We start from the raw sequence: 18,835 nt of genomic DNA on the forward strand, positions 1-18,835 counted from the left end.
CATGGGGATGCGCGTCGTCGCTTCAACTCAACCGTGTAAAATTTTGTCCATTATCCGGCCCGGCAGCAGGCGTTTTAACCAGCCGACGGCGTGGGTGACCAGCGTCACCGGATAGCGCATTTTGGGATGTTCACTCTCAAAAGCATGGCGCACTTTGGCCACCACCGCCTCGGGCCCGAGGGTAAAACGTGCGGCGATGCCGGGGTTCTCAACCGGTTTATCCGCCTGCGTCTGGTTAACGTTTTCGGTAAAGCGGGTGCGGATCGGGCCGGGTTCAATCAGGCTGACCTTAATGCCGCTGTGGCGTAGCTCCATGCGCAGGGCGTCGGACCAGGCCTCCAGCGCATATTTACTGGCGGCGTAGGCGCCGCGGCCCGGGGTGGAAATCAGCCCCATCACCGACGACGTCATCACGATGCGCCCTTCACCGTGCGGCAGCATCGCGGGGAGCAGACGCATGGTGAGCTGATGTACGCCGAAAAAGTTGGTCGAAAACTGCTTCTCCAGCGTTTCGCGGGAGAGGGTATCCAGCGGGCCATACACGCCGTAACCGGCATTATTAAACAGGCCGTAAAGACGATTACCGGTCAGGGCGATCACCTCATCGGCGGCGCGGTCAACGCTCTCCGGCGAGTCCATATCCAGCAGCACGCCGGTAAAGCCCAGCCCGTTCATGCGTTCGACATCGTCAGGTTTGCGACAGGCCGCCAGAACCCGAAACCCCTGGCGCTTCAATTCGAGCGCGCTTTCCAGACCGATTCCACTGGAACATCCTGTAATTAAGACCGATTTTTGCATAACTTTACCTGTCAGGATCTCCGCTTAATCAGGAGTCATGTTTAACTAAAGGAGCCAGCCGCGTTGCCATCCAGTCGGCAATAAACGGCTGCGCATCGCGATTGGGGTGGATCCCGTCGTCTTGCATCCACTGGGGTTTGAGATAGACCTCTTCCATGAAAAATGGCAGCAGCGGAATATCAAACTCTTTGGCAAGCTTGGGGTAGATCGCGCTAAAGGCCTCATTATACCGACGACCGTAGTTGGCGGGCAGGCGAATTTGCATCAGCAGCGGCTGGGCGTTTGCCGCCTTGATCTCCTGCAAAATGGTGCGCAGCGTATCCTCCGTTTGCTGTGGCTGGAAACCGCGCAGGCCATCATTACCGCCGAGCTCAACCAGCACCCAGCGCGGCTGATGCTGTTTGAGCAGCGCAGGCAGGCGCGATAAACCTTGCTGTGAGGTATCGCCGCTGATGCTGGCGTTGATTACAGGCGTTTTGCTCTGCCATTTGTCATTGAGCAGAGCGGGCCAGGCCGCGCCAGCCGCCATGCGATAGCCTGCGCTCAGGCTGTCGCCGAGAACCAGTAACGTGTCCGCTGCCGCCGCGCGGAAGGTCATCAGAATCAAAAACAGGAAGGGCAAATGCCAGCGGAAAACAGTGTTGAAGTTCATCATCTTAAGAAGTCCGTCGGTCAGGGGGAACACGAGCTTTCCATCCTTACTGGAGTTGAACTCGTTGTCAAACGCGCTGAAACCATCGCGCTGATTGGCGAATCCGGTTCCGGCAAGTCCACGCTGCTGGCGATTTTAGCCGGTCTGGACGACGGCAGCAGCGGCGAGGTCCACCTTGTCGGGCAGCCGCTGCATCAGCTTGATGAAGAGGCGCGGGCCGCGCTGCGCGCGCGTCACGTTGGTTTTGTCTTTCAGTCCTTTATGCTGATCCCAACCCTGAACGCCCTGGAAAACGTCGAGCTTCCGGCGCTGTTGCGCGGTGAAAACAGCCGTGAAAGCCGCGCGCATGCGAAGGCGCTGCTGGAACAGCTCGGTCTGGGGAAACGTCTCGACCATCTTCCCGCCCAGCTTTCCGGCGGTGAGCAGCAGCGCGTGGCGCTGGCCCGCGCGTTTAACGGCCGCCCTGAGGTGCTGTTTGCCGATGAGCCTACCGGCAACCTTGACCGTAAAACCGGCGACAGGATTGCCGACCTGCTGTTTTCGCTCAACCGCGAGCACGGCACCACGTTGATCCTCGTCACCCACGATCCGCAGCTCGCGGCGCGCTGCGACCGTCGCCTGCGGCTGGTGAACGGTGTTCTGCAGGAGGAAGCATGATTACCCGCTGGTTCTGGCGCGAGTGGCGGTCGCCCTCGCTGCTGATTGTCTGGCTGGCGCTCAGCCTGGCGGTGGCCTGCGTGCTGGCGCTCGGCAGCGTCAGCGACCGCATGGAAAAAGGGCTCAGCCAGCAGAGCCGGGAGTTTATGGCGGGGGACAGGGCGCTGGAAAGCTCCCGCCCCGTGCCGCCGGGCTGGATTGAAGCAGCGCGCAAAGAAGGGCTGAAGGTGGGAGAGCAGCTCACCTTCCAGACCATGACCTTCGCGGGCGACATGCCGCAGCTGGCGAGCGTCAAGGCCGTCGATGATATCTACCCGATGTACGGTGACTTACAGACCAGTCCGCCGGGGTTAAAGCCGACGCCCGGTACGGTGCTGCTGGCATCGCGTCTGATGGCGCTGCTGAACCTCAAACCCGGCGACAGTATCGACGTCGGCGACGCCACGCTGAAAATCGCCGGGGAAGTGGTGCAGGAGCCCGACGGCGGTTTTAACCCGTTCCAGCTTGCGCCGCGCCTGCTGATGAACACCGCGGATGTCGCGGCCACCCATGCGGTACAGCCGGGCAGCCGCGTTACCTGGCGCTATAAATTTGGCGGCACGCCCGCCCAGCTTGACGCGTATGAAAAATGGCTTCTGCCGCAGCTCAAACCGGAACACCGCTGGTACGGGCTGGAGCAGGACGAGGGGGCGCTCGGTAAATCTCTGGAGCGCTCTCAGCAGTTCCTGCTGCTGTCGGCCCTGTTGACCCTGCTGCTGGCGGTGGCGGCGGTGGCCGTGGCGATGGGGCACTACTGCCGCAGCCGCTACGACCTGGTGGCGATCCTCAAAACCCTCGGGGCGGGCCGGGCGCAGCTGCGCAAGCTGATCGTCGGCCAGTGGCTGATGCTGCTGGTCCTGTCGGCGCTGACCGGCGGAATAATCGGGATGCTGTTTGAAAAGCTGCTGATGGTGATGCTGAAGCCGGTGCTTCCGGCCGCCTTGCCGCCGGCCAGCCTCTGGCCGTGGCTGTGGGCGATGGGCGCGATGACGGTGATCTCGGTGCTGGTGGGGCTCCGGCCCTACCGCCTGCTGCTCGCCACGCAGCCGCTGCGCGTGCTTCGCAACGATGTGGTGGCGAACGTCTGGCCGCTGAAGTTCTACCTTCCGGTGATTATTGCGGTGGCGGTGGGGCTGCTGGCGTGGCTGATGGGCGGCAGCACGCTGCTGTGGGCGGTGCTGGCCGGGGCGGTTGTGCTGGCGCTGCTGTGCGGCGTGCTGGGCTGGATACTGCTCAACCTCCTGAAAAGGGTGACGGTAAAATCCCTGCCCGTGCGCCTGGCGGTCAACCGTCTGCTGCACCAGCCCTGGTCTACGCTCAGCCAGCTGTCGGCGTTCTCGCTGTCGTTTATGCTGCTGGCGCTGCTGCTGGTGTTGCGCGGCGATCTGCTCGACCGCTGGCAGCAGCAGCTTCCGCCGGAAAGCCCGAACTATTTCCTGATCAATATCGCCCCTGAGCAGGTTACGCCGCTGAAGGGCTTCCTGGCGGAGCATCACATCATCCCCGAATCGTTCTATCCCATCGTTCGCGCGCGTCTGACGCAGATCAACGGCCAGCCAACGGAGGGGAATAAGGACGAGTCGCTTAACCGCGAGCTGAATCTGACATGGCAGGATAAACGCCCTGATCACAACCCGATAACCGCCGGCACCTGGCCGCCAAAAGCGGGAGAGGTGTCGATGGAGGAGGGGCTGGCGACGCGGCTGAACGTGAAGCTGGGAGACAGCGTGACCTTCACCGGCGATACCCAGGATTTCACCGCGAAAGTCACCAGCCTGCGTAAAGTGGACTGGGAAAGCCTGCGGCCCAACTTCTTCTTTATCTTCCCGCCGGGGGCGCTGGACGGGCAGCCACAGAGCTGGCTGACCAGCTTCCGCTGGGAAAACGGCAACGGCATGCTGACCCAGCTCAACCGGGAGTTTCCGACGGTCAGCCTGCTGGATATCGGCGCGATCCTCAAACAGGTGGGGCAGGTGCTGGAGCAGGTGAGCCGCGCGCTGGAGGTCATGGTGGTGCTGGTGACGATCTGCGGCGTGCTGTTGCTGCTGGCCCAGGTGCAGGTGGGCATGCGCCAGCGCCATCAGGAACTGGTGGTTTACCGCACGCTGGGGGCGGGTAAGCGGCTGCTGCGAATGACGCTCTGGAGCGAGTTTGCGCTGCTGGGGCTGGTGGCCGGTCTGGTGGCCGCCATTGGCGCAGAGACGGCGCTGGCGGTGCTGCAGACAAAGGTCTTCGACTTCCCGTGGGAGCCTGACTGGCGTCTTTGGTTGACTCTGCCTCTGTGCGGCGCGGGGCTGCTTTCTCTCTGCGGAGGCTGGCTCGGCACGCGGCTGTTAAAGGGCAAAGCCCTGTTCCGTCAGTTTGCGAGTTGATTTAGTATAGTGATAATTACGCACCGGATTTTTATGCCGGTGCGTAGTGTTTGAATAGCACAAAGTGATAATACCCACTCATTTAGTAGCACAAAACATTAAAAACCCGTCCACACAGCCCGATTGTTTCCAGTTAATATTCACCCGCTAAATATTTAGCAGCGTGTCTATTAAGGAAAAATAATGACTATAAAAAAATCAGCGCTGGCGGCAACGATTGGCGCGGCAGTGGCATTAACGACCTTCGCTTCTCAGGCGGAAATCACCGTTCTTAAGCAGGATCCTCAGGCGGGTAACCCGCTGAGCCGCCTGAACTTCACCGTTGGCGGCAGTATTCGTCCTCAGTTCCAGAACATGACCGGCGACGATGGTAAAAACAGCTACAAGCGTAACGGCTTTGACGGCGGCACTCGCTTCCGTTTCGCAGCAGATTACTACCTGTTTGATGACATCAGCTGGATCAGCTACTACGAGCTGGGTGTGAATATTCCTGCGCAGTTTAACTGGGATCATCACTACGCCGAAGGCGCACACGACACCACGCGTCGTATGCTCTATACCGGTCTGAAGAGCGACACCTGGGGTACGCTGACCTTCGGTCAACAGAACAGCGTTTACTATGATGTGGTGGGCGCGAAAACCGATATCTGGGACTACGACATGATCGCTCAGGCACCGGGTAACGGGATCAACGGCGATTACGACGGCTCTTACCGTTCACGCCAGATGCTGAAATATAAGAAAACCGTGGGCGATGCGGACATTTATGCATCCTACCTGTTTGAAGACAGCGAATACCTGCCGGGCAACGGCCTGCGCTACAAGCGTAAAGGCGGCGGCTCGCTGGGCCTGGATTACCACCTGACTACCGACCTGACCTGGGGCGCCGCGTGGAACTACACCCGCGCCGACATGCGTAACCCGGACAACGGCGACAGCAAAACCTACGACCAGAACATTCTCGGTACCGCGCTGAGCTGGACCCCGGACAACTGGACCTTCTCCGCAGGCGGCGGCTGGTACCAGAACTTCCTGACCACCAAAAAAGTGTCTGTTAACGACTACTTTGCGGGCGACGCGTGGGGTATTGAGTACTTCGCAGGGTACAAGTTCCCAGTCGGTCAGTACGCGGTGAAATCCATCCAGCCTTACTTCATGGGTGACCGCATTGAGTACGTGAACGGCCGTAACTACCAGCGCATCGACAACGGCGTGGGGATCAGCTTCCAGCTGGATTACGGTTTCCGCGTGGATTACGAACACGTGTTCACCTCCAGCACCGACAACCTGGGCGACATGAACCTGGTGCGTCTGCGTTACGACTTCTAAGCCGTCTGTTCCCCGGTGGCGCTGCGCTTACCGGGGCTACAACAGTACGCGTAGGCCGGGTAAGGCGTAGCCGCCACCCGGCTTTTTTCAGCGATCAAGCCACTCAGCAATTTCTTCGTACGTCCCGCGATACACAATCTTTTCCGCCTTTTTCTCCAGCTGATAGCCGTACATCGGGTCGTAATAGTCGTTCAGGAGCGGTACAAGCCAGCTGAAGTGCGCGTCAGTGCGGCCAGAGCGTTGCTGTTCCAGCAGCGCGGAGTCTAACAGCGCGGTAAATTCCGCAAAGCGCTGCAGCCCAAGACGGCGGCGTATGGCAAACAGGCCGTGATGCAGGTACTCGCTGTATTCTTTCCAGCCCGCATCCTCGCCGTAGGCGGCAGAAAAGTCCGCCCACATATGGTCGAAATACTCTTCGCGCAGGCGTTCAAGACGGATCTCAAACGGATCCTCGACCACCACGATAGGGGCTTCAACCATGCGGTCGCGCAGGCAGGCCGGCAGGTGGTTGGAGCCAATCATCCGGCCTTCATCTTCCAGCACCCAGCGCGCGGCGTCTTTTTTCAATAGCTCAACCGCAAGGTGATTTTCAAAGCTGGCCTGAGAAAGCTGCGGCGTGAGCGTGCGGCCAAATGACGAGCCGCGATGGTGCGCCAGCCCTTCCAGATCGATACCCTGCGCGTGCTGCTTCACCAGCAGGGTTTTACCGTTCCCGGTACAGCCGCCGATAAGCACCATCGGCTTTTGCGACTGCTCGATGGTCACCTGAATCGCCGTCTGGTGCAGGGCCTTATAGCCACCGCGGATCAGCGGATAGTCGATACCCGCCTCTTTCAGCCAGGCCTGCGAGATATGCGAGCGCTGGCCGCCGCGCGCGCAGCAGAGAAAGCCCTCAGGATGGGCAAGGCTGGCTTCGCGCCAGGCGTTGATGCGGGCCTCACGCGTGTCGCCACTCACCAGGCGATGGCCGAGCGCCAGCGCGGCGTCCGGTCCCTGACGTTTATAACAGGTGCCGACGGCGGCGCGCTCGTCATCGTTCATTAAAGGCAGGTTGACTGCCGCTGGCATCGCGCCCTGGGCAAATTCGATCGGCGCGCGAACGTCGATTAAAGGGGTATCGGACGCGAGGATCGCGCGATAGTCCGTTCCATCGTTCATGGTTATTCCAGAAGAAAGCTAAGCAGCAATGGGCGGGAATTGTACGCCGGGGAAAGAGGAGGTCAACTCCCCGGCGGAGGGAGAACTATTTAAGCTTAGATTGTGCCCAGACAATACCGCTCGCGTATTCCGGCGGCAGGAGCGGGATCATGGCTTCGAGCGTGGCGCTCAGACGGCCCGTGTCGCTGTCGTTCAGGTTCAGGTGGCCGACTTTACGACCCTCGCGGACCTCTTTGTCATACCAGTGCAGATGCACCAGCGGCAGCTTCAGCCAGTCGTAGTTCAGATCGGTGCCGATCAGGTTGATCATCACCGACGGGCTGTTCACCACCGGCTGCGGCAGAGGCAGGTCGGTAATGGCGCGCAGGTGCAGCTCAAACTGGCTGATGGAGGCGCCGTTTTGCGTCCAGTGGCCGCTGTTGTGCACGCGCGGCGCAAGTTCATTGATCAGCAGACCGGACGGGGTGATAAAGCACTCCATCGCCATGACGCCGACATAACCGAGTTCGTGCATGATGGCAGAGAGCATCTCTTCCGCCTGCGCCTGCTGGTCGGCATTGGCGTGCGGGAAGGCGACGCTGGTGCGCAGAATGCCGTCCTGATGCAGGTTATGCGTCAGCGGATAAAACACCGTGCGGCCGTCATGCCCGCGCGCGCCAACCAGCGAGACTTCACCGCTGAAGTTAATGCCCTGCTCAACGATGCACTCGCCGTAGCAGTCATTCGGCAGCTCGGCGGTGTCGCCTGCGCGCAGGCGCCACTGGCCGCGGCCGTCGTAGCCACCCACGCGGCGCTTCACGATCGCCAGCTCGCCCAGCATGGCGAAGACGTCGTTCCACTCGCTTTTATCGGACAGGAGCTGCCACGGCGCGGTCGCGAGGCCGAGCTTGTCGAACAGCTGCTTTTGCGTCAGGCGGTCGGCAACGATCGGAAACACGTCGCGGTTAACGAAGGCGTTATGACGCGCCAGCTCGCGGGTCAGAGCGGTCTCCGGCCAGCGTTCAATCTCGGCGGTGATCACGCTCTGGTGGAATGGGACGGCTTCTGGCTCGGCGTCCAGCCCGACGGGCCAGACGGCAATACCCAGCGGCTCACCGGCCTGACGCAGCATGCGGCCTAACTGGCCGTTACCAAGGACGCAAACCTGCTTCATGCCGCACCCCGCGGGTCCGGGTTGTCCAGCACTTCGTCGGTCTGGGCTTTACGCCACGCCGCCAGACGCTTATGTAAGTCTTTATCGTGCGTCGCCAGGATCTGCGCGGCCAGCAGGGCGGCGTTTGCGGCACCCGCTTTGCCAATCGCCAGCGTGCCGACAGGAATACCGCGCGGCATCTGAACGATGGAGTAGAGGCTGTCCACACCGCTTAACGCGGCGCTCTGAACCGGTACGCCCAGAACCGGCACCAGGGTTTTGGCGGCAATCATGCCCGGCAGATGTGCTGCGCCGCCCGCACCGGCGATGATCACCTCATAACCGTTCTCTTCGGCGCTTTCGGCGAAGCTGAACAGTTTGTCCGGCGTACGGTGTGCAGAGACCACTTCAACGTGGTGCGGAACATTCAGGATGTCAAAGATTTCGGCGGCGAACTGCATGGTAGCCCAGTCGCTTTTGGACCCCATCACGATGGCGACACGCGCCGGATTATTGCGGGAAGACATGCGTCTTAAAACTCCTGTGGTGCGAAACACACTGCTTTCGAGGGCACAGAGGATAGCATGTTATACGGGCAAGGAAAACGGTTGCGCGGTTAAATCTTGAGCCGTTGTTGCCATCAGTTCATAACAAAACAGACCGCTTTCTGGCGGTCTGTTTTCGTCGAGGGGCAATCATTATTTCGTCAGTTCTGCGGTCATATACACGCGATTATCGACCTTCGCGCTGGTGATTTTATAAGACGCACCCTGTTCAGCAGCCTGTGCAGCGATTTTCGCTTCTGCGCGGTCAAGGGTAGAGGCGGTTGCGCTCACGCTCTGCGCGAAAGAACCAAAAGAAACCAGGGAGAGAGCCGCAACTGCAACGAAAGTTTTGATGGATTTCATCGTCGTATTCCTTAAGTGTTTTGTCTGGGATAGGGCGTGTTGCCCTGATGTGATAAATAATAGGCCGACCACGGGCGGATTAAAATCGAAACAATTTGCCGATATTGTTCAAAAAAATAGAATGATGTTGAGGGGGTTAAAACGGAAACGCGATCAGCTCCACGCCCTCAGGCGTGACTTTGACCATAGAACCTTCGGTGTGCCAGGCACCCAATACAACGCGGTGTGCGGGCTGGCCGTTGGCGATAAGGGAATGCACGTCAGGACGATGGGTATGACCGTGGATCAGCCACTGAACGTCATGCTTTTCCATTACCCGCACGACCGCCAGTGGATTGACGTCCATGATGGTCATGGATTTGCTGCTGTTGGCGGCTTTACTGCCTGCGCGCATTCTGGCGGCGATGCGGTTGCGGATAAAGAGCGGCAGGGCAAGGAACACCTTCTGGATCCACGGGGTGTGGACTTTGGCGCGAAACGCCAGGTAGCCGGTATCGTCGGTGCAGAGCGTGTCGCCGTGCATGATCAGGACCTTGCGGCCGTAGAGGTCGAGCACCTGTTCTTCCGGCAGCAGCGTCATGCCGCTTTCACGGGCGTAGCGCTTGCCGATCAGGAAATCACGGTTGCCGTGAATGAAGTAGCAGGGGACGCCCGAATCCACCAGCGCGTGAATGGCGGCGGCCATTTCACGGTGCAGCGGGTTAGGATCGTCGTCGCCAATCCAGGCTTCAAAGAGGTCGCCCAGGATGTACAGCGCATCAGCGCTTTTCGCTTCACCGCGTAAAAAACGCAGAAAACCGGCGGTTATCGCCGGTTCTTCTGTTTGCAGATGAAGATCCGCAATAAAGAGTGTCGCCACCAATTACTCGCTGACGGTCACGCTGGTAATCACAACGTCTTCTTTTGGAACGTCCTGGTGCATACCGCTGCGGCCAGTAGAGACGGCTTTGATCTTGTCAACCACGTCCATACCTTCAACCACTTCTGCGAATACGCAGTAGCCCCAACCCTGCAGGCTTTCGCCGGAGAAGTTCAGGAAGTCGTTGTCCGCCACGTTAATGAAGAACTGTGCAGTAGCAGAGTGAGGCGCCTGAGTACGTGCCATCGCCAGCGTGCCGCGGGTGTTTTTCAGGCCGTTGTTCGCTTCGTTCTTGATCGGCTCTTTAGTGGCTTTCTGGTTCATGCCAGGTTCGAAACCGCCGCCCTGGATCATGAAACCGTTGATCACGCGGTGGAAAATGGTGTTGTTGTAGAAACCTTCGCGGCAGTAGTCCAGGAAGTTTTTAACTGTTTCAGGCGCTTTGTCATCAAAGGTTTTGATTACGATATCGCCATGATTAGTGTGGAAAGTAACCATTTTTGCATCCTGTTCCGTTATTGTGGTACGTCGACCCGCCTTCGGGTCATCTATAGGGGCTTGTTATAGCATAACCACAGGATGCGATCACCTTGCATTGTGTGCTGCTTCGGGTTTGAATTACGGGTAGAATAGCCGGTTTTCAACCACACACGTGTTTACATGGAATCTTCGATGTTAAAAATCTTTAATACAATGACGCGCCAAAAAGAGGAATTTAAACCTATCCATGCCGGGGAAGTCGGCATGTACGTGTGTGGTATTACGGTTTACGATCTCTGTCACATTGGCCATGGCCGTACCTTTGTCGCCTTCGACGTGGTGTCACGCTACCTGCGTTTTCTGGGGTACAAGCTGAAATATGTGCGCAACATCACCGACATCGACGATAAGATCATCAAGCGCGCGAATGAAAACGGCGAAAGCTTTGTCGCGCTGGTGGATCGCATGATCGCTGAGATGCACAAAGACTTCGACGCCCTGAATATTCTGCGTCCGGACAGCGAGCCGCGCGCGACCCACCATATTCACGAAATCATCGAGATCACCGAAAAGCTGATCGCCCGCGGTCACGCGTATGTTGCCGACAACGGCGACGTGATGTTCTCCGTGCCGACGGACCCAACCTACGGTGCGCTTTCCCGTCAGGATCTGGACCAGCTCCAGGCCGGTGCCCGCGTTGACGTGGTTGACGTGAAGCGTAACCCGATGGACTTCGTGCTGTGGAAGATGTCCAAAGAGGGTGAACCAAGCTGGCCATCCCCGTGGGGCGACGGCCGTCCGGGCTGGCACATTGAGTGTTCGGCGATGAACTGCAAGCAGCTGGGCAAGCACTTCGACATTCACGGCGGCGGTTCAGACCTGATGTTCCCGCACCACGAAAACGAAATCGCGCAGTCCACCTGCGCCCACGGCGGCGAGTACGTGAACTACTGGATGCACTCCGGGATGGTAATGGTTGACCGCGAGAAGATGTCGAAATCGCTGGGTAACTTCTTTACCGTGCGCGACGTGCTGAAGTATTACGACGCGGAAACCGTGCGCTACTTCCTGATGTCTGGCCACTATCGCAGCCAGCTGAACTACAGCGAAGAGAACCTGAAGCAGGCGCGCTCGGCGCTGGAGCGTCTGTACACCGCGCTGCGCGGAACCGACAGGTCTGTTCCGGCGGCAGGCGGCGAAGCGTTCGAAGCGCGCTTCGTTGAGGTGATGAACGACGACTTCAACACCCCGGAAGCCTACTCCGTGCTGTTCGACATGGCGCGCGAAGTGAACCGCCTGAAGTCCGAGGATATGGCGGCCGCGAATGCGCTGGCGTCCCATCTGCGTAAGCTCTCTGCCGTGCTCGGCCTGCTGGAGCAGGAGCCGGACGCGTTCCTGCAGAGCGGTGCGCAGGCGGACGACGGTGAAGTGGCGGAGATTGAAGCGTTGATCAAGGCGCGTCTGGAAGCGCGTCAGGCGAAGGACTGGGCGGCGGCCGATGCGGCGCGTAACCGTCTGACCGAGATGGGCATCATTCTGGAAGACGGCCCGCAGGGAACGACCTGGCGCCGTAAGTAAGTCTGTAACGTCCGGTGGCGCTTACGCTTGCCGGGCCTACGGGCAAAAGTAGGCCGGGTAAGGCGCAGCCGCCACCCGGCTTTTTTTTACCTTCTTTTCCACCACAGCAACCCCATCAGCACCACACCCGGCAGCCACACCCACAGCAGTTCTGAAATAATCACCTGATGCCCGTACGGCGTGGTATAGCGTGAGAGCGCAAACGGCGCGACCTTAATCACCTGCCACGGCGCAAAGAAGCGTTCATCCGACCACGGCCACAGCCAGCCGACGCCTTTCCCGCCTGTGGTAATCGAATCCAGCAGGCTGTGCGACAGCAGTGACACGGTTAAAAACAGCCAGCACCGCGTCAGGCTGGCCCGGAACCATCGTCGTCCAGTCAGTACGCAAAGTATCGGCACCACGAAGGCAAAAAGCAGGGAGTGGGTAAAGCCGCGATGGCCGAAAACGTTGCCGTACGCGACGCCGAACTTAAACGCCAGCACGTCGGCGTCCGGCAGCATGGCGAGGACAATACCGGCAAACAGCAGGCGGGGTGGGATAACTTTTGTCCCCAGGCCTAAGCCCAGGCAAAGCGGAACAGCAGCGTGCGTAATAACGGTAGGCATTGTGATTATCCATGGCAAATCATGGAAATATAGCAGTCATTCCGCGCTAAAAAACCTGTGCGAAATTCTGATTTTACGCCGACTCGCGTGCGATAAGCTGTCCGGAAAGCGTAATACGCTGGGTTTGCAGCGTCGGCTCCTTCAGCGTGCGAATAATCAGCCCGGCCGCCTGACGCCCCGTCTCTTCGCTGGCGGACGAGACGTAGGTAAACGAGGGCGAAGTGAGGTTCACGTGGAGCATATCTTCGAAACCGACCAGGGCGACCTGCTGCGTCAGAAACACATCTTTACCCACCGTACGCCCGACCTGATGAATACCGGAGATGGAGCCGATCATGGCATCCGGCGAGTGGCAGAGCAGGGCGGTGATGGTGTTGTTTTTTTCCAGCAGCTGGCGGGTGGCAAAACCCGCTGCCAGCGTGTCATCGCTGCAGGCCGGCGAGTATTCATCGCGCCAGACCAGCCCGTTTTGCGCCATCGCGCTGCGAAAGCCGAGCAGGCGCTGCTCGCGGATAAGGCAGCCTTCCCGTCCGCCTATGTAGGCGATATTACGATGACCGCGCTCGATAAGATAACGCACCGCCAGACTGGCCGCCTGCCGGTTATCGCGCATCACCAGATTGCATTTTTCATCCAGCAGCGACTGAGAAACCACCACCAGCGGCAGCGGGCAGTGGCGAATCTTTTCCGGCAGGGTAGAGGTGCGGGTATCCGAGGCCAGATAGATCACCCCGGCGACGCCCTGCTGCTTAAACGACAGCAGGCAGCGCTCAAGCTGGTCATGGTCGTTCTGGGGCTGACCGAGAAAAACCATATATCCCTGTTTTTCAAGATCCTGAACAATGCTCGCCATCACCTTGATGGAGAAGCTGTCGCTAAAGTCGCGGAGGATCAGGCCAATCAGGTTGGAGGTATTGGCGCGAAGGTTGGCAGCGGCAACGTTATGAACATAGCCCAGGGTATTGATGGCAGCGTTGACCTTCTCGATCGTTGCCTCTGAGATTTTCCCTTTCTGGCGCAGCACCAGCGATACGGTGGAAACCGACACGCCCGCGTGCTTCGCGACATCAATAATGCTGACTTTCTTCAAAACCGCTCCCTGAAATTTACCGATTATCAGCCAGATAAAACACGCCTCCCAGCGTACAGGAGACGTGTCGTTCAGGCATCTTATTATTTGCCGATCATGGTGGACATGGTCTGGGCGATAAACTGTGCTCTGGCACCGAAAATCACCTGAATGCCGTTGTCGCCGACAAACACCACGCCGCGCGCGCCGAGTCCGTTAAGACCGTCTTTATCCACCGCGTCGCTTTTTGCCACTTCCAGACGCAGGCGGGTGATACAGGCGCCGACGGAGTCGATGTTATGCGCGCCGCCCAGCAGGGTGATGATCTCGGTCGCGAGCTCGGAATCCGATTTTTCATCCGCGTTGGCGGTTACTTCGGTGCGGCCCGGCGTTTTCACGTCGAAACGACGGATCACAAAGCGGAACGTGAAGTAATAAATCAGGCCCATTGGAATGCCGATGATAATGGCGCTCAGGAAGTGGGTCTGGTAGCCGTTAAACGACGGCAGGATCCCGAATGACAGATAGTCGATAAAGCCTGCAGAGAACGACTTGGCGATATGCGCATGCAGCAGGTACATGGTCATGTAGGCCAGACCCGCCATGATGGCGTTAAAGACGTACAGAATCGGCGCCACGAAGATAAAGGTAAACTCAACCGGTTCGGTGATCCCCGTCAGGAAGCAGGTCAGCGCCGCGGAGAACAGAATACCGGCCGCGATTTTCTTATTCTTCGTATGGGCTTCGTGATACATCGCCAGGCACGCCGCAGGCAGCGCGAACAGCATCAGCGGGAATTCACCCTGCATGAACTTACCGGCGTTCTGGTAGGTATCGCTGCTGAAGGATTTCACCCCTTCTTCCAGCATCTTGAACCAGATGGTCTGGTCGCCGTGGATCACCTGGCCTGCCTGGGTGGTGTAATCCCCAAACGAATACCAGAACGACGGATACCAGATATGGTGCAGACCGAGCGGGATCAGCGCGCGCTCCACCAGACCGAAGATAAAGGTCGAGGCCGCCTGGTTGTCGCCGTTAACGACCACGGAGAGGGCGTCGATACCGGCCTGGATATGCTGCCACACGTACGGCAGCAGCAGCCCCATCAGGAACGAGAGGAATGCCGTTGCAATCGCCACGAAGCGCTTGCCGGAGAAGAAGCCAAGGAATTCCGGAAGCTGCATGGTGTGGAAGCGGTTATAGCACCAGGCCGCGAGAATACCGCAGATCAGGCCGCCGAAGACGCCCATCTGCAGCGTCGGAATGCCCACCACCATGGCGTATTTCCCGCCCTGGGAGGCCATTTCCGGCGTGATGCTCAGCACGGTGCTGATGGTGATATTGGTGACAAACACCGACACCGCCGCGGACAGCGCCGCAATGCCGGATTCTGACGCCAGGCCCACGGCAGAACCAATGGCAAACAGCATCGGCAGGTTATCAAAGATAACCCCGCCCGCGTTCATCATCAGCGGCAGATGGAACTTATCGCCGAAGGCCAGCAGCAGGCCCGCAGCGGGAAGCAGTGAAATTGGCAGCATTAAGGCGCGACCAATCATCGATAACTTAGACAGCGATTTAACAAACCCTGATATCAGACTCATGCTGATTTCCCCCGAGTAGCGCTTTTTTTGGCGCTGTTATTGTAAGTAGAACGTTTTAGTAGAACGTTCTACTTATCGTGGGCAAAGCGTGAAAAACGCGCAACTGAATTTTCACTTTTCAACAGACGAAATATTGATTATTTGAAGTGGATCGATAAATAACCTTGATGGATGTGAGGGGATAGAGATAGAAATTGCCGGGTGGCGGCTTCGCCTTACCCGGCCTACAAACGGAGACAGTACGTAGGCCCGGTAAGCGCAGCGCCACCGGGCATCAAACGGCTTACGCCGTCACGGTCACGCTCTGGCCTTCAAAGCTCACGGTCTGGCCCGCGACAATCTTGCAGCGCTTGCGGGTTTCCACCGCACCGTCCACTTTGACAAGCCCGTCGGCAATGGCAATTTTCGCCTGCGCGCCGCTTTCGCTCCAGCCTTCCAGCTTGAGCAGATCGCACAGCTCAACGTGCGGGTGTTTGCCTAATGAAAATGTGGCCATCTTACGCGTCCTCTACGTCGTGATATTCTTCGCATGCCTGCAGGGTATTCTGAATCAGCGTTGCGACGGTCATCGGGCCTACGCCGCCCGGTACGGGGGTAATGTAAGAGGCGCGCGCGGCGGCATCTTCATACACCACGTCGCCGACCACTTTGCCGTTTTCCAGACGGTTAATCCCGACGTCCACGACAATTGCGCCCTCTTTAATCCACTCGCCCGGAATAAAGCCCGGCTTACCGACCGCGACGATCAGCAGATCGGCGTTCTCAACGTGGTGACGCAGGTTTTTGGTGAAGCGGTGGGTAACGGTGGTGGTGCAGCCAGCCAGCAGCAGCTCCATGCTCATCGGGCGGCCCACGATGTTGGACGCGCCGATGACCACGGCGTTCAGGCCGTAAGTATCGATGTTATAACGCTCCAGCAGCGTCACGATACCGCGCGGCGTGCACGGACGCAGGCGCGGCGCGCGCTGGCACAGGCGGCCAACGTTGTAAGGATGGAAGCCGTCCACGTCTTTATCCGGTGCAATACGCTCCAGCACCTTCACGTTGTCGATACCGGCGGGCAGCGGCAGCTGAACCAGAATACCGTCGATCTCTTTATCGGCATTCAGAGTGTCAATAAGTTCCAGCAGTTCTGCTTCGCTGGTAGTTTCCGGCAAATCGTAAGAGCGGGAGACGAACCCCACCTCTTCACACGCTTTGCGCTTGCTGCCGACATAAATCTGCGATGCCGGGTTACTGCCAACCAGCACAACGGCCAGCCCGGGGGCGCGTTTTCCGGCCGCTTTACGCGCCTTCACTTTTTCCGCGACCTCAGAGCGCACCTGCTGCGCAATCGTTTTACCGTCAATAATCTTTGCTGCCATCAGAGAGAAGATTCCGTCTGTAACGTTCGAAAGGGGGGATGCGTGTATTTTGTCAGAAGCGAGCCCCGCTGTCAGTCACCCTTTGCGCGTTTTTATCCGCAAGACGCAAAAACCCTTCTTAAGGGATGGTCAATTTCTTAGGCGGGATTAGGATGTGACCTGGTAAAATGGCAGCGTTTTGACATATTTAAAAATCACCTCCTGAGCTACTTTGTCTCCTCCGAAATAAGCTTTCAATTACTCAATTGAACGTATTTCTTATTCCCGATTTTTCGCGGGAAGGGTTATTTACATTTTAAAGGAATAGACATGAAACTCAGCAACATTGCTTCTACTGTTATTGCAACTTTGGCCCTGGTTGCGGGTGCCGCAAATGCAGCGGATCCTGCTGCGCCGGTTTCCGTAAATGGCGGTACCGTACATTTTAAAGGTGAGCTGGTTAATGCGGCTTGTTCAGTAAATACTGATTCTTCCGAGCAGACCGTTAATCTGGGTCAGTATCGTACCGCGAAATTCACCAAAGTGGGCGACACCACCTCTAATATTCCGTTCAACATTGAACTGAACGATTGCGATCCGCTGGTGGCCAAAACTGCCGCTGTTGCGTTCACCGGTCAGATCGACCCAACCGACAAAACCCTGCTGGCCGTCACCTCCGGCAGCAACGACAACACCGCGAAAGGCGTGGGTATTGAGATCCTCGACAGCAAATCCAGCGTTCTGACCCCAGACGGTGCGACCTTCTCTGCTGCGCAGACGCTGATCGAAGGGACGAACACCCTGAAGTTCACCGCGCGTTATAAATCCACGGCTGCGACTACCGAGCCAGGCCAGGCGAACGCTGACGCCACCTTCGTTATGAAATACGAATAATTCCTCCGCACAGGGATGTTCAGGCCTCAGGGACGAGGCCCGTCATACGCTATTGCCAGGAACAAAGGATGACAAGGACAGGAACACTACTGCTGTTAACCCTTGCGATGGCTTGCCCGGCATCGGCGCATACCGTGGTGATCGAAGGCGGCAAGGTTCATCTCAGAGGTGAACTGGTGAACGGCGGCTGCGCCGTGGCGCCCGACAGCCAGAATATGCGCATCGATATGGGGCAGTACCGAACCAATTCATTTTCCGGCGTGGGCAGTTTTTCCACGGTGAATGTGCCTTTCACCGTACGGCTGCTGGACTGCAGCGTTGATGTTTCGCGCACCGTGGGGATCCAGTTTCAGGGGGCCACACCCGCAGAAGATCCTCAGGTCTTTCTGGCGACATCGCGACCAGGTGAAACGCCTGTCAGCAGCGGCGTTGGGCTGGCGCTCTTTGACGAGCAGCAGCGTCAGATTATCCCAAATGCCACGGCCGTCAGCTGGCTGCCGATCGATACCCGCGAGCTGGCGTTCCATTTTAGCGCCCGCTATCGGGCTATTTCCGAACACCTCGAGCCAGGCAAAATTCAGTCGGATGTCTGGTTTACGTTGATTTATCCATAACACCTGCGAACACATTATTAAAGGTACGGTTGTGATGAATACCCTAATTAAACCAGGACTTTTTTTATCGTTTATTTTAATGATGGTTTCTGCCTGCGCGAATGCATCCGGCGGTATTGCGCTGGGAGCCACCCGCGTTATTTACCCGGCGGACGCGAAGCAAACGTCGCTGGCGATCACCAACAGCAATAAACAGGAACGCTATTTAATTAACGCGTGGATCGAAAATGCGAACGGGCAAAAAGAAAAAACGTTTGCCGTCACGCCGCCCCTGTTTGTTAGCGAGCCGGACAGTGAAAACACGCTGCGCATTATTTACGCCGGGCCTGCGCTGCCTGCCGACCGCGAATCGCTGTTTTACATGAACGTGAAAGCGATCCCGTCAGTGAACAAAGCCAAAACGGAAAACAATAACGTGCTGCAGCTGGCTATCCTCTCGCGCATCAAGCTGTTTGTGCGCCCGAACAACCTGGCAATGCAGCCGGAAGAGGCGCTTTCCCAGCTGCGGTTTGAGCGCGCGGGTAACCATCTCAAAGTCAGCAACGCGTCTCCGTATTACATCACCCTCGTCAATCTGAAGCTGGGCGGGAAGACGCTGGATAACCTGATGGTGGCGCCGAAAAGCGCGGCACAGCAGGTGCTGCCAGCCGGTGTCGGCGGCACGCTCTCCTGGCAGAGCGTGAATGACTACGGTGCCATCACGCCGGCGCGTAGCGTCAACCTGTGAGCAGAGTCAGGGCG

Annotated in this window: 20 protein-coding genes; 7 read left to right on the plus strand and 13 right to left on the minus strand. The window is 58.1% G+C overall.

The features are described from left to right. Window positions 1-27 precede the first annotated feature (27 nt). The gene (locus B498_RS20920) at window positions 28-798 is read right to left on the minus strand and encodes an SDR family oxidoreductase (RefSeq protein ID WP_008499317.1); all 771 of its coding nucleotides are present in this window, start codon (window positions 796-798) and stop codon (window positions 28-30) included. 28 nt (window positions 799-826) lie between these two features. Beyond that, a complete protein-coding gene (gene tesA, locus B498_RS20915; protein WP_122008371.1) occupies window positions 827-1,453 on the minus strand; it encodes a multifunctional acyl-CoA thioesterase I/protease I/lysophospholipase L1 in 627 nt (208 codons plus the stop codon). On the opposite strand from tesA, the gene ybbA reads away from it, so the two are divergent. From ybbA to B498_RS20900, 3 genes are all read left to right on the plus strand, one after another. Continuing rightward, window positions 1,421-2,107, plus strand: a complete 687-nt coding sequence (ybbA, locus tag B498_RS20910; protein ID WP_008499319.1) for a putative ABC transporter ATP-binding protein YbbA — start codon at window positions 1,421-1,423, stop codon at window positions 2,105-2,107. The genes tesA and ybbA overlap by 33 nt on opposite strands. Next, a complete protein-coding gene (gene ybbP / locus B498_RS20905) occupies window positions 2,104-4,518 on the plus strand; it encodes a putative ABC transporter permease subunit YbbP (RefSeq protein WP_008499320.1) in 2,415 nt (804 codons plus the stop codon). Before ybbA ends, ybbP begins: the two co-directional genes overlap by 4 nt. 183 nt (window positions 4,519-4,701) lie before the next feature. Continuing rightward, window positions 4,702-5,847 carry a porin gene (locus tag B498_RS20900; RefSeq protein ID WP_008499321.1) on the plus strand — a complete coding sequence of 382 codons (1,146 nt, stop codon included), beginning with the start codon at window positions 4,702-4,704 and terminating at the stop codon, window positions 5,845-5,847. An 87-nt stretch (window positions 5,848-5,934) separates the two neighbouring features. Here B498_RS20900 and mnmH read toward each other — a convergent pair whose 3' ends face one another. The 6 genes from mnmH to ppiB all read right to left on the minus strand — a co-directional run bounded on the left by mnmH (window position 5,935) and on the right by ppiB (window position 10,402). After that, window positions 5,935-7,005, minus strand: coding sequence for a tRNA 2-selenouridine(34) synthase MnmH (gene mnmH / locus B498_RS20895; protein WP_008499322.1), 1,071 nt, complete (start codon window positions 7,003-7,005; stop codon window positions 5,935-5,937). 85 nt (window positions 7,006-7,090) lie between these two features. Then, window positions 7,091-8,158: a 5-(carboxyamino)imidazole ribonucleotide synthase gene (gene purK / locus B498_RS20890; protein ID WP_008499323.1), complete on the minus strand. Its 1,068-nt coding sequence runs from the start codon at window positions 8,156-8,158 to the stop codon at window positions 7,091-7,093. Continuing rightward, the gene (purE, locus tag B498_RS20885; protein ID WP_008499324.1) at window positions 8,155-8,664 is read right to left on the minus strand and encodes a 5-(carboxyamino)imidazole ribonucleotide mutase; all 510 of its coding nucleotides are present in this window, start codon (window positions 8,662-8,664) and stop codon (window positions 8,155-8,157) included. Before purE ends, purK begins: the two co-directional genes overlap by 4 nt. A 171-nt stretch (window positions 8,665-8,835) precedes the next feature. Continuing rightward, the gene (locus B498_RS20880) at window positions 8,836-9,045 is read right to left on the minus strand and encodes a YdgH/BhsA/McbA-like domain containing protein (protein WP_008499325.1); all 210 of its coding nucleotides are present in this window, start codon (window positions 9,043-9,045) and stop codon (window positions 8,836-8,838) included. A gap of 136 nt (window positions 9,046-9,181) precedes the next feature. Further along, entirely contained in the window at window positions 9,182-9,904 is a 723-nt protein-coding gene (lpxH, locus tag B498_RS20875) for a UDP-2,3-diacylglucosamine diphosphatase (protein WP_008499326.1), read from the minus strand. A gap of 3 nt (window positions 9,905-9,907) precedes the next feature. After that, a complete protein-coding gene (ppiB, locus tag B498_RS20870) occupies window positions 9,908-10,402 on the minus strand; it encodes a peptidylprolyl isomerase B (protein ID WP_008499327.1) in 495 nt (164 codons plus the stop codon). 174 nt (window positions 10,403-10,576) lie between these two features. Here ppiB and cysS point away from each other — a divergent pair, with 174 nt between their 5' ends. Beyond that, a complete protein-coding gene (cysS, locus tag B498_RS20865; protein ID WP_008499328.1) occupies window positions 10,577-11,962 on the plus strand; it encodes a cysteine--tRNA ligase in 1,386 nt (461 codons plus the stop codon). Window positions 11,963-12,048: 86 nt separating this feature from the next. On the opposite strand, the gene B498_RS20860 is transcribed toward cysS, so the two are convergent. From B498_RS20860 to folD, 5 genes are all read right to left on the minus strand, one after another. Further along, entirely contained in the window at window positions 12,049-12,570 is a 522-nt protein-coding gene (locus B498_RS20860) for a metal-dependent hydrolase (RefSeq protein WP_008499329.1), read from the minus strand. Window positions 12,571-12,643: 73 nt separating this feature from the next. Continuing rightward, window positions 12,644-13,660, minus strand: coding sequence for a Mal regulon transcriptional regulator MalI (gene malI / locus B498_RS20855; RefSeq protein ID WP_008499330.1), 1,017 nt, complete (start codon window positions 13,658-13,660; stop codon window positions 12,644-12,646). An 83-nt stretch (window positions 13,661-13,743) separates the two neighbouring features. Further along, window positions 13,744-15,243 (minus strand): PTS transporter subunit EIIC, encoded by a 1,500-nt coding sequence (locus B498_RS20850; RefSeq protein ID WP_008499331.1) that lies wholly within the window; start codon window positions 15,241-15,243, stop codon window positions 13,744-13,746. A gap of 283 nt (window positions 15,244-15,526) precedes the next feature. Then, window positions 15,527-15,739: a ribosome-associated protein YbcJ gene (gene ybcJ / locus B498_RS20845; RefSeq protein WP_004143016.1), complete on the minus strand. Its 213-nt coding sequence runs from the start codon at window positions 15,737-15,739 to the stop codon at window positions 15,527-15,529. Between the two features lies 1 nt (window position 15,740). Further along, on the minus strand, window positions 15,741-16,607 hold the full coding sequence (folD, locus tag B498_RS20840; protein ID WP_008499332.1) for a bifunctional methylenetetrahydrofolate dehydrogenase/methenyltetrahydrofolate cyclohydrolase FolD: 867 nt from the start codon (window positions 16,605-16,607) through the stop codon (window positions 15,741-15,743). 309 nt (window positions 16,608-16,916) lie between these two features. Between folD and fimA the strand changes: the two genes are divergently transcribed. The 3 genes from fimA (at window position 16,917) to fimC (ending at window position 18,821) form a co-directional block, all read left to right on the plus strand. Then, complete coding sequence (gene fimA, locus B498_RS20835) at window positions 16,917-17,480, plus strand: type 1 fimbrial major subunit FimA (RefSeq protein ID WP_008499333.1); 564 nt, start codon at window positions 16,917-16,919, stop codon at window positions 17,478-17,480. A gap of 68 nt (window positions 17,481-17,548) precedes the next feature. Beyond that, window positions 17,549-18,094: a type 1 fimbrial protein subunit FimI gene (gene fimI, locus B498_RS20830; RefSeq protein WP_008499334.1), complete on the plus strand. Its 546-nt coding sequence runs from the start codon at window positions 17,549-17,551 to the stop codon at window positions 18,092-18,094. A 34-nt stretch (window positions 18,095-18,128) separates the two neighbouring features. Continuing rightward, on the plus strand, window positions 18,129-18,821 hold the full coding sequence (fimC, locus tag B498_RS20825; protein WP_008499335.1) for a type 1 fimbria chaperone FimC: 693 nt from the start codon (window positions 18,129-18,131) through the stop codon (window positions 18,819-18,821). The last annotated feature ends 14 nt before the right edge of the window (window positions 18,822-18,835 follow it).

Source organism: Enterobacter sp. SST3 (genome assembly GCF_000286655.1).
Classification (GTDB): Bacteria; Pseudomonadota; Gammaproteobacteria; order Enterobacterales; family Enterobacteriaceae; genus Enterobacter; species Enterobacter roggenkampii.